Raw genomic sequence first — 16,402 nt, forward strand, 5'->3', positions numbered from 1 at the left:
ACTTGTAGTTTCAGAATTTTACAACTATCTATGGCGTGTTGGGTTTTTGAGGCGGGCGGGCCTGTCAGTCTGAGCCTGTCGAAGACTCGTGCGTAGAGGCCTTTGCCCGCTTGGTTCGACGGGCTCACCATGACGCCCCTTTTACAACGTTATTCACCCTAATCAATCACCCCATTAATATCAGTCACCAGCGCCTCGCTCATATAATCTAAAAAGGGGCGCATATCCCGTAATGCCTGGCAAATGCTTTCAAAAAAACCGGAACTCAAAAATTCATCATCGGTAAACCGGTGCACAACCAGGTATTGCTTGTACCGCAACAAGTCGATAGCTTCATGATCGGCGGGGTAACCTTTAGGAGTGGTTTTCACGGTTTCGCCGCGTAAGGTGCCAAAGCTTTTGATAAAAGTTGCGCTGTTGAGGATATTACGCAAGGGCTTATCATCAAAAGCAATGTCATCCCTGATGCGTTTTAAATCCTGCGGATTGGGCGCCCAAAAACCACAGGCAACAAAGGTGTTTCCGGGTTCAAAATGGTAATAGTAGCCGCCGCGCCTGTATTTGGTAGCACGCCTGAAACCGCCGCTCCAATTGGTTTTATAGGGCGTTTTATCTTTGCCAAACCGGGTATCGCGGTAAATGCGGTGCATGCTTTTTTTACCTGTTGGCGTTTCAATAACATCGTGCAGGTTTAAGTTGGCCAGTATGGCATCTACAAAACCCTCCACAAAACCAAGCTGTTGCTGGTAAAACTCTTTATGCGCGGTAAACCATTCCCGGTTATTGTTATTTTTCAGGTCGTTTAAAAAGTCGATAGCAGAAACGGGCAATACAGGTTGACTCATGGCATCAAAAATAACTATTTGCGCCTTAAGGTAAGTACTGCAATTTCGGGCCAGATGCCTATACGGCCCTTAAGCCCAAGAAAACCGAAGCCCCGATTTACGTATAAATATTTGCCGCTTTGCTCATAAAGGCCGGCCCATTGCTTGTACACATACTTAATGGGGCTCCACTTAAAGCCAAACAATTCAAAGCCAAATTGTGCACCATGCGTGTGGCCGGATAAAGTAAGGTGAACATGCTGGTGGTGCCCCATAGTTACCGCATCCCAATGCGATGGATCATGCGACATCAATACTTTAAATGCATCATCGGGCACACGTGCGGCGGCCTTTTCCAAATCGCCATATTTATGAAAACCGCCCTTACCCCAGTTCTCTACGCCGATAAGCGCCAGCGACTCGCCATTTTTATCGATAGTTAACGATTCATTTAAAAGCAGGCGGAAGCCTATTTCTTTATGCACATTTTTTAGGCGTACAAGGTTGGCATGCTTGTCGTTCACATTATCCCAGCGCATATAGTCGCCATAATCATGGTTGCCCAATACCGAATATTTGCCATAAGGGGCTTCCAGTTTGGCAAAGGCCGGTATCCAGGGATCCATTTCGGCAGCATGGTTATTTACCAGGTCGCCTGTAAATAGTATCATATCGCTCTGTTGGGCATTCACCAGGTCGAGGCCTTTTTGCACACCTTCGGCATCGCTGAAACTGCCGGAATGAATATCAGATAACTGGGTGATGGTAAAACCATCAAATTCCTCAGGCAGATCTGGGAAGTACAACGTCTCGCGCCTTACTTTGTAATAATGGCGACCGCGGGTAACACCAAACAACAGCAGCAGGAAAAATACACCTGCTATGATGAGCACAAACTGGCTTACGCCCACGCTATGCGGCGGAAAGCCACGGAACAGGCGTGTAACATCTTCCAGTAATAAAACAATGCTGCCAATAAGTTTGGGCACAAATGATAACAGCATTAATGCCATTAACCACGATATAACTTTGGTTTTACCGGTAAAGGCGCTGAAAACGATAGTAGCACCTAGCAAGCCATCAAAAAGCCAATAGGCCAGGTAAACCGTTGTATTGGCGGTAAGCGTTTGTACCGCCGCAAAAAAATAAACATCAATGATAAGCCATAGCAATACAATGGCAGGGACTCTTTTCTTCATACTTAGGTTAGACGAACAAGTATCAAAAAGATTTTAAACATTTAAACTTCATTGCGTTAAGATGACAAATGGTTTTGTAGAGACGCATCACATGCGTCTCCCGCAGGATATTCACAATTTGCCGGTCGGGTTTGCATGTGTGATTTGCATGGGGGAGACGCATGTGATGCGTCTCTACAAAAAGGGAAAATATAAAATCATATCACCACCCTAAACGTCAAATTAACCCTGGCTTTCATCGGTTTTACAGATTTTGCTATGCGGTGTTCCCAATGCTCCTGCAATCCGGCCTTCATCAGCAAAAATGAGCCATGCTCCAGCCGTACCGAATATTTTTCATGATGATGCTGTTTGCTGCGGATATCAAAGCTGCGTACCTGCCCAAAACTTACCGATGCGATGACCGGGTTTTTGCCCAGTACATCTTCGCGGTCGCTGTGCCAGGCTACCGAGTCGTTGCCATCGCGGTAATAATTAAGCAGTACACTGTTAAATTGGATGCCGGCCAATGGCTCTATTTTATTTTTAATCATCAGCAGTTCGGGCGTCCAGTAGTTGGGCTTGCTTTGGGTTAGTGAGGCATAGTCATAAACTTCTGGGTCGCCGTACCAGGCGGTCAGGCGCGGGGTGATGATGCCTTTATCATAAATCCTTTGCATCCGCTGTTTCCAGGGAGTTTCGGCAATAAACTTTTGGAGCAGGCTGTCGCTTTCCTGCTCATTAAAAAGGCTGGGGCGGTAATCTAATAAATGGGTGGGCAGGCCCTTACTTTGCCCGGCATCGGGAAAAAAACATAGCTGTTCCATATCAACCTCCAATTTTTGCTAAAACAAATCTGTGCTAATTTTTTTTACAAAGATATTAAAATGCTAATATTTTTAGTATTAGATTTGTAGTCTGTTTCTGATGGAAGAATTTTATATCGATGTGAAGATCAGCCGTGGCATGACCCGGATACAGGTGGACGAGGTGCCGCCTGAGCAATGGGATTTGCCCTATGCGCCGCAATTTATCATCGAGTTTTATAACGGCCGGGAATTTATTACCATGATGCTGCAACTGGAGCAGGGGGAGTGGTATGATCGTAATGCCCGTGTACAGGATGACGATATACAGCGTTATTTTGAACCTGTGCCTGATCCGCGTAATGCCGATTATGAAAGCCCGTTAAATGTACAGGCCATCCAGGAAATTGGCCATGCTATCAGCAGGCACATGGTAGTGCACCTAACAGTTTATATGGGGTTATTTATACCTGTTTTTCGTGAACCAACTTTAAACTGAAACTCATGGAAGCAAAAGAGGATATTATCAGCCAGCTGAAAAAAGATATTTTATTGTGGGAGGGTTTTAAAGTACCCATTGCCGGGGCCGACGATAGCTTTGGCCTGGGGCCTATTGAGGCTGCTTTTCCAAACGGTATTTTCCCGGTAGGTGCAGTGCATGAGTTTTTAACTACCGAGCCCGAACACGCCGCGGCCACCAGCGGCTTTATTGGCGGCATACTGGCCCAGTTGATGCGTACCAATGGGGTTTGCTTGTGGATAAGCAAAGCGCGTACAGTTTTCCCGCCTGCGCTTAAAGTATTCGGCGTACCGCCCGAGCGGGTGATATTTATAGACCTGCAGCGCGAAAAAGATTTGCTATGGGCAACCGAAGAAGCCCTGAAATGCGATGGCCTGACAGCTGTTATTGCCGAATTGCCGGGCATCAACTTTACCCAATCGCGCCGTTTGCAGCTGGCGGTTGAAAGCAGCAAGGTTACCGGGTTTGTTTTACGTACCGATGCTAAAAAGTTAAGTACCACCGCCTGTGTATCCCGCTGGCAAATAACGCACCTGCCCAGCGAGTTGGAAGATGGTTTACCCGGCGTAGGCTTCCCGCGCTGGCAGGTGGAACTTTTAAAGGTGCGTAACGGCAACCCGGGCTGCTGGCAGGTAGAATGGGTGGCCGGCAGCTTTGTACCTGTTATGGAAGAAAAAGTGGTAACAGAAATAGCATACCAGCAATATGCCTAAGCGGTTTATGTCCATATGGTTCCGTCATTTAACTACCGACTGGCTTACCCTGAAGCAGCCGGAGTTGAAAGATGTGCCTTTTGTTTTTGCGATAAAAGATCACGGGCGCATGCTAATAACCGCCACCAACCGTGCCGCCGAAGTGCATAGTGTAAAAGCAGGCATGGTTGCTGCCGATGCCAAAGCCATAATAGTTGGCCTGCAGGTGATAGATGAGCAACCCGACCGTGCCGCCAAATTATTACATGCCTTAGGCGAGTGGTGCATCCGCTATACGCCCATCATCGCCATTGATATGCCCGATGGGCTGATCCTTGATGTATCTGGCTGTACCCACCTTTGGGGCGGCGAACGGGAATACCTGAAAACGATAGTACTTAAATTAAGAAGCAAGGGCTACGATGCCCGCGCCGCCATGGCAGATAGCATTGGCACGGCCTGGGCCATTGCGCGTTTTGGCAGGCTGAGCCCCATTATTGAAAGTTACGGGCAGGCCACGGCCTTGCTGCCATTACCGCCGGTGGCCTTGCGGCTGGAGCCGGTTATTACAGATCGTTTGCAAAAACTGGGGTTGCGTACCATCGGCAGTTTTATCCGCATGCCACGGTCGGTACTACGCCGGCGGTTTGGGGAGCATCTGCTGCTGAGGCTTAACCAGGCTTTGGGCAACGAGGATGAACCGATGCAATTATTACAGCCCGTTGAACCCTACCAGGAGCGCCTGCCCTGCATGGAACCCATCAATACCGCCACCGGGATAGAGATAGCGATCAGACGGTTACTGGAAAGTATGTGTAAACGGCTGCAGCAGGATGGCAAAGGGTTACGAACGGGTGTACTGAGGTGTTACCGGGTGGATGGTAAGGTAGAGCAGGTGCAGATAGGCACAAACCGCGCATCGCACCATGTGGAGCACCTTTTTAAATTATTCGAGCTTAAAATAGCCACGATAGAACCTGCCCTGGGGATTGAACTTTTTGTGCTGGATGCCCCCAAGGTAGATGATGCCGACCCTGTACAGGAACGCCTGTGGGGCGAGGTTGGCGGCCTGGATGATACCGGCGTAGCCGAACTGCTGGACAGGATTGCCGGTAAAATAAATACCAATGTTATACACCGTTACCTGCCCGACGAGCATTACTGGCCCGAACGTTCTATTAAAAAAGCCGCTGCCATACTGGAGAAACCTGCTACCGCCTGGCGCATCAGCAGGCCACGGCCCACACAGCTTTTGGCCCGGCCCGAACCTGTTCAGGTAATGTCGCTGGTGCCAGATTATCCACCAATGCATTTTATCTATAAAGGTAAAGTGCATCAAATTAAGAAAGCCGATGGCCCCGAACGCATTGAGCGCGAATGGTGGCTGGAAAATGGCGAACGCCGTGATTATTACCATGTTGAGGATACAGATGGCAAGCGTTACTGGATTTTTCGGCTGGGTAAGTACATGGAAGGCGAAATTAATGAATGGTTTATTCATGGTTTTTTTGCGTAAATATGGAGTATACAGAATTACAGGTTACCAGCAATTTTAGCTTCCTGCGCGGCGGCTCGCATCCTGCCGAACTGGTGGAGGCCGCCGTTAAGTTGGGTTATACAGCCATTGCCATTACCGACCGTAATACTGTTGCCGGTGTAGTACGTGCCCATGCCGCTGCAAAAAGTGCCGGCATCCGTTTTATCCCGGCTTGCCGGCTTGATCTGTTGGACGGTCCCAGTCTGCTGGCTTATCCTACCGATATTACTGCGTGGGGGCGTTTGTGCGCTTTGCTAACCAAAGGCAACCTGCGTACCGAAAAAGGCAAATGCGAGTTGTATAAAAATGATGTATTCGAACATGCCGAAGGCATAAAATTTATAGTGATTCCCCCCGATGAATTAAACACCTGGTTTGATTTTGATGACTCATTTAAGCAGGATTTAAAGGAGTACCAGGCAGCTTTGGGCCATGATTTGTATATAGCCGCAACCCGCTCATATCATGGCGATGATGCCAAACGCTTTTACCGGCTTTCACAATTAACCATCCCTATGGTGGCTACCAATGATGTGCATTATCATGAGGCCGAAAGGCGCGAGCTACAGGATATAGTAACCTGCGTACGCGAAAAGTGTACCATTCACAATGCCGGTTTCCGGCTGCACGCCAATGCCGAAAGGTATTTGAAGCCGATTGAAGAAATGGAACGCCTGTTTCAACAATACCCAGATGCCCTGGCACGTAGCCGGGAAATTGCTGAAGCCTGTAAATTTTCATTAGATACTTTAAAATACCTGGAGCCGGAGTGGATTAGCCCTGATGGGCAGACGGCAGATGAACACCTGGCATCCCATACCTGGGCCGGTGCCAAAAAAATATTTACTGATGCCGAATTTGAATTACAGAAGGGACAGATCCAATTCGAACTCGATTTTTTTAAGAAACGAAAACTGGCCCCTTATTTTTTACGAATTTTTGAATACACCCAGAAGGCTGAAGAGTTAAAAATCCTGCACCAGGGGAGGGGCTCGGCGGCTAATTGCGCGGTGTGTTTTTGTTTGGGGATAACCCCTGTTAACCCGGCCAAATCAAACCTGTTGTTTTCGCGCTTCATGTCCGATTCCCGGGAGGAGTGGCCCGATGTGGATGTTGATTTTGAACACGAGCGACGGGAAGAAATTATCCAATGGATTTACCAAACCTATGGCCGCGAACATGCGGGAATTGTGGCCACCGTTACGCAGGAACGACATAAAGGGGCCATCCGCGATGTGGGGAAGGCTATGGGGATTTCTGTAGATACCATTAGCCGCCTTGCGGGCGCTATCTGGGATTTTTCGGAAGAGGCTTTTGACCGGGAACGTATCATTTCGCAGGGGCTTAACCCCGACGATCCGCTGTTGACAAAGGTACTGCAACTAACTGATGAACTGATGGGGTTCCCGCGGCAGTTAGGGCAGCATACAGGTGGCTTTGTAATTATGCGCTGTAAACTCTCGGACATTTGCCCGGTTATGAATGCCCGCATGGAAGACCGTACCCAGCTGGAATGGAACAAAGACGACCTTGAAGACCTGGGCATTTTAAAAGTAGATGTACTGGCCCTAGGCATGCTTACCTGCATCCGTAAAGCATTTGACCTGGTTAAGCAGCACTATGGAGAGGAACTAACATTGGCCAACGTACCGCAGGATGATAAGGCAGTTTATGATATGATATGCCAGGCCGATACGCTTGGTGTTTTCCAGATAGAAAGCCGGGCACAAATGTCGATGCTGCCACGATTGAAGCCCAGGGAGTTTTATGACCTGGTGATAGAAGTAGCCATCGTACGCCCCGGCCCCATACAGGGCGATATGGTACACCCTTATTTACGCAGGCGCGATGGGATAGACAAGGTTGAGTATCCTTCGGAAGAATTAAAAAAAATACTGGAACGAACAAAAGGTGTGCCTTTATTCCAGGAGCAAGCTATGGAGATTGCCATGGTAGCGGCAAATTTCACCGCTGCCGAAGCCGACCAGTTGCGCCGAAGTATGGCTACGTTTAAGGCCAAAGGATTGGTAAGTAATTTTCGTGATAAACTGGTGGCCGGTATGATGGGCAAAGGTTATACCGAAGAATTTTCCAAACGTATTTTTAAGCAATTGGAAGGCTTTGGCAGCTATGGTTTCCCCGAAAGTCATGCTACTTCATTTGCCCATTTGGTTTATATTTCATCATGGCTTAAGTGGTATTATCCTGATGTTTTTGCCGCGGCGTTGCTCAACAGCCAGCCAATGGGCTTTTACCAGCCGGCGCAGATAGTGATTGATGCCGAAAGGCATGGTGTAGTTGTGCGCCCGGCAGATGTAAATCACTCCATGTGGGATAACACACTGGAAGAAAAAGATGGTAAGTTTTGCGCCGTTCGTTTGGGTTTTAGGCAGGTGAACGGCCTGCGCGAGGATGATATGCAGGCGCTGATAGCGGGGCGGGGAACAGGTTATACCAGCATCAGCCGATTAAGCGATGCCGGTGTGCCGCAGGCCGCCATTGAAAAACTTACCGATGCCGATGCATTCCGTTCCCTGGAACTGGATAGGCGCGAAGCTTTATGGGAAGTACCCGCGCTTAATGATAAACCCATCGGCCTGTTTGCCGGCCAGCTATCCGAAAGCGCTATGGAGGCACAGGTTACGCTGCCGCTGATGACCCAGGCCGAGCATGTGGTGCAGGATTATGCTTCTACAGGTTTATCGCTAAAAGCACACCCCGTTAGTTTTGTGCGCGAAAAACTGGATCTGTTGAAAGTAACAGCTACCGGCCGGCTGGCACAGCTAAAAGATGGCGACCCGGTTAAAGTTACCGGCCTGGTAACTGTACGTCAGCGCCCTGGTACGGCCAAGGGGATTTTATTTATTACCATTGAAGACGAAACCGGCTTTGCTAACCTGGTGGCCTTTGAAAAGGTTTTTGATAAATACCGAAAAGAAATATTGCAATCACGCCTGCTGATGGTAGAGGGTAAATTGCAGGTAGAGGGATTGGTAATCCATGTGATAGCGCACCGTTTTTTTAACCTGTCGCCCTTATTACGTGGCCTTACGGCGGCTCAAACCGAAGATTTGCCGGTACTAACTTTATCGCGTAGCGATGAAACAACATCGCCGGTTACCCCTGTTAAGGAGGTTTTTCACAAAGGCAGGAACTTTAAATAATAGCAAAAATGAGAATCAAGAGTTGAGAATCAGGAGTCAAGATAAAAACGAAGAAGTGTTTAAATTGATTTACAGGTAATGGAAATGTCGATAGCGCATGGCGGTGACGACTCACCCCGACGACCCCTATAAATATCGGAGCGTCTTCCCCTCTCTCCGACTGCGTCCATAGCGGGGCTTGAAAAGAGAGAAAAGACAAAAGATATAAGACAAAAACTAATAAAAAAATGAGCTACACCCTCTTTGCGTCGCAGCCGGAGAGAGGGTCGGCCAGCGCAGCGTAGCCGGGGTGAGTCGTGACTGGCGTTCAAAACCGCATTGCTACAAACGCTAAATGTTCCTGAAAAATCAAATTTTAAATAGCTTCTGATAAACCGAATATAAAAATTGCTGCTTGAAAAGCTGTTTGTTAATTGAAGTTGAGTGTTAACCATGAATATTTATAATATATTAATTATCAATTGTTTATAATTTAATTTTTAAAATGTGTTAAGTTATGTTAACCCAATTTATATGCGTTTGCCAAATTCATGACTTTAATATCCAGCTCAAATAAAATTTATATTAACATTGCAACCGAAAAGATGAAAGAGACAAACCCGGCAATGCAGATGGCTTTTGATTACCTGGAAACAACCAATACGGTTGTTTTTTTAACGGGTAAGGCAGGTACGGGTAAAACCACTTTTTTGCAGCGTGTAAGGCAGGAATCAAAAAAGAAAATGGCCGTTGTAGCGCCTACTGGCGTGGCTGCTATCAATGCCGGTGGCATGACTATTCACTCGCTGTTCCAGATCGCCTTTGGGCCTATCATCCCGGCAGGGAATACCCGGCCCGAGATGCATTACAGCCCGGAGAAAAAAGAATTGCTTTCCAGCCTGGAGTTGCTTATCATCGATGAAGTGAGCATGGTCCGCCCCGATGTGCTTGACCAGATAGACCTCATATTACGCAACCTGAAAGGCACCACCCAACCTTTTGGCGGTGTACAGCTTTTGCTCATAGGCGATCTGTCGCAGCTAAGCCCCATTATTCGGGATGAGGAATGGATGATGTTGGGGCGATATTACAGCACCCCTTATTTCTTCAGCAGCCTGGTGATGCAAAAAGCGCCTTATGTAAAAATCGAGCTCGATCATGTGTACAGGCAAAAGGAACAGGCCTTTGTTGATATTTTGAACGAGGTGCGTAACCAAACCATCAGCCCTGGTAACCTGGAGTTGCTGAACGCCCGGCACCAGCCCGGTTTTCGCCCCACGGCTGCAGAACCATACATTACCCTTACTACACATAACTCCATTGCCCAGCAGCTGAATAACGAATTTGTAGAAGCATTGGCAGGGCAGGAGTTTGAATTTGCGGCCATCATCCGGGGGGAGTTTCCCAAGGATGCATACCCTACAGAAACAAACCTAAAGCTTAAAACAGGTGCGCAGGTGATGTTTGTTAAAAACGATAGTTCGGCCGAAAAGCTTTTTTATAATGGCAAAATAGGGGTGATAACCCGGATAGAACCCGATACTGTTTTTGTACGCTGCGGGCAGGAAGAACGCGAAATTGCCGTACAGGCTTTGGAGTGGACCAATATTAAATACCAGCTGGAAGATCAGCAAATTAACGAGACCAATGCCGGTAGCTTTGCCCAGATCCCGCTAAAACTGGCCTGGTCCATCACCATTCATAAAAGCCAGGGTTTAAGCTTTGACAAAGCCATTATTGATGTAAGCGAAGCTTTCGCCCACGGGCAGGCATACGTGGCGCTCAGTCGCTGCCGGACACTATCGGGCATGGTATTGCGTAACCCCATTGCCGCGCATAATATTATCGGCGACCCTGCAGTTGCCCATTTTAATGAGCAGGCCAAATCATTAAAGCCGGATGAAGAAAGACTGGAGCGCGACCGGGAGCTATATCGCCAATCGTTGCTGGCCGAGTTGTTCAATTTCAGTGGTTTACAAAACCGGGTTACCGGGTTTGAAGAGGCGACGCCCGACATGGAAAAAGATATTTTTAACGTGGCCGAAAAGTTGTCTCAGCAATTATCCACTTATCAGCCCGAACGCATCCAAAAAGCGGCCCTCTATTTCAAAGATAAACTGACTGAAGCCACCGGAAACCTTCATCAGCAAATCCCGGTGCTTATGGGCTTATCTAAAGATAAAGAGACCAAAGCAGCCAAAGCAGATAAGCTGATCCAATGGATGATGACCCGGATTGTGTTAATGGACCACTTTTCCAAAAACACGTTTACCGCAACTACATATCTTGAAGAAAAGCGAAAGGCACAGGATCGGGCTGGTTCAAATCAAACAAACTCTTATGTTAAGGCTTTGAACGAAAAGCCAAATCAACAGCTTTTTGACCAGCTAATGGCTTGGCGCGATACTGCGGCTGAGAAGGAAAATATAATGCCGGGAATGGTGTTATCCGAAAAAACAGTCGCGACCATTGCCGAAAAATTGCCGCCCACCATCAAAGTATTGGGTGCCATTAAAGGGGTAGGCCCGCAAAAAGCAACCCAATATGGCCCGCAGCTTATCGCCATGATCCGGTCTTATTTGCAGGAAACATTGGGTGCCGAAATGGAGCAAGGGAATTTGTTTTAGGTGTAATGTGTTGAAATCCGAATAAAACAGTACCCCGGTTAATAAAGTTTGAAGTATCTTAGACTATTGAAGGATGGTGTTTATTATACTATCTGTCATATACTACATCTATAAAAACAAACTTCGTTAAAAATGGTCAGCAAAAAGATATTTGCCATTATTCCAATTGCTTTAACTTTATCCGCCGGTGTGCAGGCACAGCTTTATAAAAATCCTAAAGCGCCTATTGCACAACGGGTAGCCGATTTGCTAAAACGGATGACACTGGAAGAAAAAGTTGGGCAAATGAGCATGTCGTCGCTAAGCGAGGCAAGTAAAAACAAGATTGCTTATGGCGTATTGGAGAGCCCTTTTACAAATGTTTATGATATTGCCCAACAATCGATTGCCGCCAAAAAATACTCGCGCGAGCATACCCGGCTTGGTATCCCACCCATACAAATTGGCGAATGCCTGCATGGGCAATTGTCGGCCGGCGCTACTACATTCCCGCAAGCTATAGCGCAGGGGAGTACCTGGAACCCGGCACTGATTGAGCAAATGGGGGCTACCATTGCTTACGAGGCGTCAACATCTGGCGTTGATGAAGCCCTTTCTCCGCTTTTTGATTTGATCAGGGATGCCCGCTATGGCAGGGTAGAGGAATGCTTTGCCGAAGATCCATACCTGGTTGGCCAGTTAGGTTCGGCATTTGTAAGGGGCATGCAGGGCGATCCAACCAAAACAAAAACAAGCTTTGCCTTTGATAAAGTAATGTGTACCGGTAAACATTTTGCGGCTTATAGCAAGCCAATTGCCGGTATTAACCTTGCCCCATCCGAGCTTGGTGAGCGTGAGCTACGATCAATGTTTTTGCCACCGTTTAAAGCAGCTGTACAAGAGGCCAACATAGCGGCTATTATGCCATCATATAACGAGATTGACGGCATCCCGGCCCACAGTAACGAGTTTTTGTTAAAACAAATTTTGCGTAAGGAATGGGATTTTAAAGGTTATGTTTTTTCGGATTACGGCGGCTTAAGTCAACTATATAATTTCCACAAGGTCGCCAAAACTGCCTTAGATGCGGCACTGTTAGGGATCAAAGCCGGGGTAGACCTGGAAGCATCGCGCCCTGATGTATACAGCCATTTGGTTGAATTAGTAAAGGCAGGCAAAGTAAAAGAAGCACAGATAGATACTGCTGTTACCCGTATCCTGACCATGAAATTTAAAGCTGGCCTTTTTGAAAAGCCGTTGCCCGATACGGCACGCATTAAAAGCAGGTTACATACCGAGGAACATATCAAACTATCGCAGCAAATAGCCGAGGAGTCCATTATCTTACTAAAAAATGAAAAAAGCCTGTTGCCTTTAAATATCAGCAAATTGAAATCGATAGCTGTTATTGGCCCTAATGCTAATAAAGTGCAGTACGGCGATTATAGCTTTACCCGCGATAACCTATCGGGGGTAACTGTTTTAGAAGGGATAAAGCAGTTTGCAGGCAACAGTGTAAAAGTAAATTATGCTAAAGGTTGCGAGCTATCGGGCCTGGATAAGAGCGGCTTTGATGAGGCTGTAAAAACCGCCAATGAGAGCGACGCAGTTGTTGTGGTGCTTGGCACAACAAGTGTAGTATGGTCGGGTGTGGGGTGGAATGGGCAGGCGCCGGGTAACGAGCCTAAAGATCCTTTTACCTGTGGCGAGGGTTATGATGTAACAGATATTAATCCGCAAGGTGTTCAGCGCGAATTGTTGCAAGCCGTTTATAAAACCGGTAAGCCGGTGATATTGGTATTGGTACACGGCCGCCCATGGAGCATCAGTTGGGAGAAAGATAATGTGCCAGCTATTTTAGAAGCCTGGTACCCCGGCGAAAAAGGCGGCACTGCCATTGCCAATATTCTTTTCGGGAAGGTAAACCCATCCGGCAGGTTAAACATGAGTGTGCCACAATCAACAGGGCATATCCCGGTATTTTATAACTACGTTAACTCATCAAAAGGAATTAACCGCCAGCACGGCACCATTGAAAAGCCGGGGCAGGATTATGTGTACTCGTCAACCGATCCTTTGTTTGCTTTTGGCTATGGCTTAAGTTATACCTCTTTCCAGTACGATAATCTCAAGGTATCTAAACCCGTATTCAGTAAAAATGAACAGGTGTCAGTTTCGGTAGATGTTAAAAATACAGGTGCTGTTGCCGGTAAGGAAGTAGTGCAACTGTACCTGGGCAACAAAATAAACTCAGTAAGCACGCCCGAAATGAGCTTAAGGCGGTTCAGTAAAATAGCCCTTGCACCCGGCGAGGTAAAAACCGTGAATTTTACCATTAACAGTAAAGATCTGGCTATCTGGAACCGGCAAATGAAATTGGTTACCGAGCCGGGAACCTTTGATGTAATGATTGCAAAAGCCGCCGATAATGTGGTGTTAAAAAAGCAGCTGGAATATAGATAGGCCTAATTGCCGGTTGTTGATTAATGCGAAAGGCTATAAGTGTTTAAAATGGTTTATTTTAAACACTTATAGCCTTAGCCAGTTGGATTACCATGAAATATTAAAATGCAATTTTAGTATTTCATGGTAGGTATTATACCTACACTATCTTCATCTCTTCTGCATTCCACTTAATTACCTTGTTTTCAAAATAGCTATCGTTACAAGCCAGGCAAGGCGCTGCAGCCCGGAAACCAAATACCGCATCTTCTACAACGGGTTTACCGGTACGTATTGAATCAAAGAAGTTTGCAAAGTGATCATTTGATGCATTGTACCCTTCCGGGGCACGGTAACTCTCGCCTGGGAGAGTAGGCTGCTGCTGATCTGCCTGCGAGAATTGTTTATTATAGTCATCCATTAACGCTTTTTGCTGGGCTTCGGTAAAAGTTGATAATGAATCCCAGCCTCCGATTCCCGTGGCTATCGGCATTTTGCTTTTGCGGATAGAAAAGCTATCATCGCCCATCAGGTCCATTACGCCTTCCGAGCCTACTATTTTGGTGGTGCTGTGATCACCCTCGCCGCTGATGAAGTTTACCCGCAGTGTTACCTGGAACGCTGGGTGTTCTTTTGTTTCGCCGTAATGGATCACGGCGCTCATTACATCCGGCACATTGCGGCCATCTTTCCAGTACGCCAGATCGCCGATTGAGTAGATTCTTTCGGGTCCTTTGGAGCCGGTTATAAAGTGTATGCCGCTTAGCAGGTGAACAAAAAGATCGCCGGCAACCCCGGTACCATACTCGCGGTAATTACGCCACCTGAAAAAACGCTTGCTGTCATAATCATATTTCAACTTGGCGTTTGATTGGAATCTTGCCCAATCTACTGTCTGCGGCGATGCATCAAAGGGAATAGTGTATTGCCAGGCCCCAAGCGCGCTTTGCCTGTTAAATGATGCCTCGATAGAGTTGATTTTGCCAATGGCACCGGCCTCATACAATTCTTTTGCTTTTTTATAGGCAATGCTGCTTACCCGCTGGCTGCCAACCTGTAAAACCATTTTTGTTTCCTGCTGCGCCTTAATCTCGGCAAGGCCCTGGCTTATCTGGTGTACCATGGGTTTTTCGCTGTAAACGGCTTTGCCGCTGCGCATGGCATCAATGGCTATTTGGCTGTGCCAGTTATCGCTGGTTGCTACAATAACGGCATCTATATCCTTGCGGGCCAATATTTCGCGATGATCGCCGGTAGTGAACAGGGTAGATCCATAAAGCTCTTTAGCCCTGTCAAGGCGGCCTTTGTAAAGGTCGCAACAAGCCACCAGCTCAACACCGGGTACAGTTAGCGCGGCCTTGGTATCGGCAAAACCCATAATACCCATGCCGATGGTAGCAATCCGGATTTTATCATTCGGCCCCACGCGCTTTTCGGCACTCAGGATGCGGAGTTCATTTTCTTCTTTGGCGGACAGGCTATTAAGCGTAGCCGAAGTAAGCAAAACGGAAGCACCCAGGTGCTTAATGAATTTTCTGCGGTCGGTTGACATGGTAATAAATTAAGTTTTTAATAATATTGGTATAAACCGCAAGGCGCGGTTACATAGGTTTGCAAGAGGCAATTTAGCAAACCAAAACTAAAATGCAACCAAAATTTATTTAATCCTCAATTCTCGTAGCGGGTGCCGAAAAGCAGACGGTCATAAAAAACGGCAACAAATAGGCTTTTGTATTTGCTGCCGTTTTTTTTGGTGGGCTTTTCAATCGGCTTTGGTATGTTTTACCTCAGCCCTTTCTCCTTCAAAAATTTTACTAATAAGGCAGGATGATCTGTTTGCAGGCCTTTTAGGTCTTTCTCTAGCGCTTTGTTCCAATCGTTTGGCCCCTCGCCTGCGCTTTGGATATCGGGCCAGGCCGGGATGTTGTATTTGGCTGCAAGGGCTACCATATCGTTGCTGTATTGGTTGTATGAGCCGTCCAGGATATCGGGCTGATATTTATTGATAAAACTTTCCATTGCTGCCACGGTTTTAACGCTATCGGGCATGCTCAGCATCAGGGGCATTTTTGGCGCGGCCTTGCGCCAGCCGGTAAACTGGGCTGCACTGTTAATGTATACCAGCACTTGTTTTTCCATACCATATTGTTTTATCATCTGGTAGGCTTGTTCCGGATCTGCAGCTTTAAAATCAAGGTAAATATTGATTTTGTTTTTACAAACTGTAAGTATCTGCTTAAAGGTAGGGATGCGGTATACGGTTTTATCTGTGGTATCCTTGCTTTTTACTTTTAGCTGTTCCAGTTCGTCAAGGGTAAAATCTTTAACATTGCCTTTGCCATCGGTCATGCGGTTAATGGTGCCGTCGTGCATGCTCACCAGTTCGTCATCTTTGGTGGTGCGAAGGTCAATCTCTACATAGTCAGCCTCGTTCCTGATGGCTTCCTCATACGCAGCTAAAGTGTTTTCGGGATAAATAACATGGTCTCCACGGTGGGCCGCTATAATAAATTTATGTTTTGATTTTGGGGCCGGGTTGGGCGTAAACGAAGTTAGGCCTGCTATGAAGGCTATAATAGTGATAAACGAAAAATTCATGATTATTGGTTTAGTAAAATAATAAAGCCCGGTTAAAACCGGGCTTTTTGGCTAAT

The 16,402-nt window shown here is 47.0% G+C and carries 11 protein-coding genes; 6 read left to right on the forward strand and 5 right to left on the reverse strand.

Going from position 1 to position 16,402, the window contains the following annotated elements:
- Window positions 1–158 precede the first annotated feature (158 nt).
- From AC1DV1_RS13315 to AC1DV1_RS13325, 3 genes are all read right to left on the reverse strand, one after another.
- Window positions 159–845 (reverse strand): DUF2461 domain-containing protein, encoded by a 687-nt coding sequence (locus tag AC1DV1_RS13315; RefSeq protein ID WP_477359891.1) that lies wholly within the window; start codon window positions 843–845, stop codon window positions 159–161.
- A 14-nt stretch (window positions 846–859) separates the two neighbouring features.
- A complete protein-coding gene (locus AC1DV1_RS13320) occupies window positions 860–2,023 on the reverse strand; it encodes a metallophosphoesterase (protein WP_477359893.1) in 1,164 nt (387 codons plus the stop codon).
- Between the two features lie 197 nt (window positions 2,024–2,220).
- Window positions 2,221–2,829 carry an alpha-ketoglutarate-dependent dioxygenase AlkB family protein gene (locus tag AC1DV1_RS13325; protein ID WP_477359895.1) on the reverse strand — a complete coding sequence of 203 codons (609 nt, stop codon included), beginning with the start codon at window positions 2,827–2,829 and terminating at the stop codon, window positions 2,221–2,223.
- A gap of 100 nt (window positions 2,830–2,929) precedes the next feature.
- Here AC1DV1_RS13325 and AC1DV1_RS13330 point away from each other — a divergent pair, with 100 nt between their 5' ends.
- The 6 genes from AC1DV1_RS13330 to AC1DV1_RS13355 all read left to right on the forward strand — a co-directional run bounded on the left by AC1DV1_RS13330 (window position 2,930) and on the right by AC1DV1_RS13355 (window position 13,769).
- The gene (locus tag AC1DV1_RS13330) at window positions 2,930–3,307 is read left to right on the forward strand and encodes a hypothetical protein (RefSeq protein WP_477359897.1); all 378 of its coding nucleotides are present in this window, start codon (window positions 2,930–2,932) and stop codon (window positions 3,305–3,307) included.
- Window positions 3,308–3,312: 5 nt separating this feature from the next.
- Complete coding sequence (locus AC1DV1_RS13335) at window positions 3,313–4,041, forward strand: ImuA family protein (RefSeq protein WP_477359899.1); 729 nt, start codon at window positions 3,313–3,315, stop codon at window positions 4,039–4,041.
- A complete protein-coding gene (locus AC1DV1_RS13340) occupies window positions 4,034–5,536 on the forward strand; it encodes a Y-family DNA polymerase (RefSeq protein ID WP_477359901.1) in 1,503 nt (500 codons plus the stop codon). Before AC1DV1_RS13335 ends, AC1DV1_RS13340 begins: the two co-directional genes overlap by 8 nt.
- Before the next feature lie 2 nt (window positions 5,537–5,538).
- Window positions 5,539–8,721 carry an error-prone DNA polymerase gene (locus AC1DV1_RS13345; protein ID WP_477359904.1) on the forward strand — a complete coding sequence of 1,061 codons (3,183 nt, stop codon included), beginning with the start codon at window positions 5,539–5,541 and terminating at the stop codon, window positions 8,719–8,721.
- Window positions 8,722–9,305: 584 nt separating this feature from the next.
- Window positions 9,306–11,327, forward strand: coding sequence for an HRDC domain-containing protein (locus AC1DV1_RS13350; protein WP_477359906.1), 2,022 nt, complete (start codon window positions 9,306–9,308; stop codon window positions 11,325–11,327).
- 132 nt (window positions 11,328–11,459) lie between these two features.
- Window positions 11,460–13,769 (forward strand): glycoside hydrolase family 3 N-terminal domain-containing protein, encoded by a 2,310-nt coding sequence (locus AC1DV1_RS13355; RefSeq protein WP_477359908.1) that lies wholly within the window; start codon window positions 11,460–11,462, stop codon window positions 13,767–13,769.
- A gap of 139 nt (window positions 13,770–13,908) precedes the next feature.
- Here the strand turns inward: AC1DV1_RS13355 and AC1DV1_RS13360 are convergent, their stop codons facing one another.
- Entirely contained in the window at window positions 13,909–15,300 is a 1,392-nt protein-coding gene (locus AC1DV1_RS13360; protein WP_477359910.1) for a Gfo/Idh/MocA family protein, read from the reverse strand.
- Window positions 15,301–15,530: 230 nt separating this feature from the next.
- Window positions 15,531–16,346 (reverse strand): glycerophosphodiester phosphodiesterase, encoded by an 816-nt coding sequence (locus AC1DV1_RS13365; RefSeq protein ID WP_477359912.1) that lies wholly within the window; start codon window positions 16,344–16,346, stop codon window positions 15,531–15,533.
- Window positions 16,347–16,402 lie beyond the last annotated feature (56 nt).

This window comes from Mucilaginibacter sp. P4_D1 (assembly GCF_056401935.1).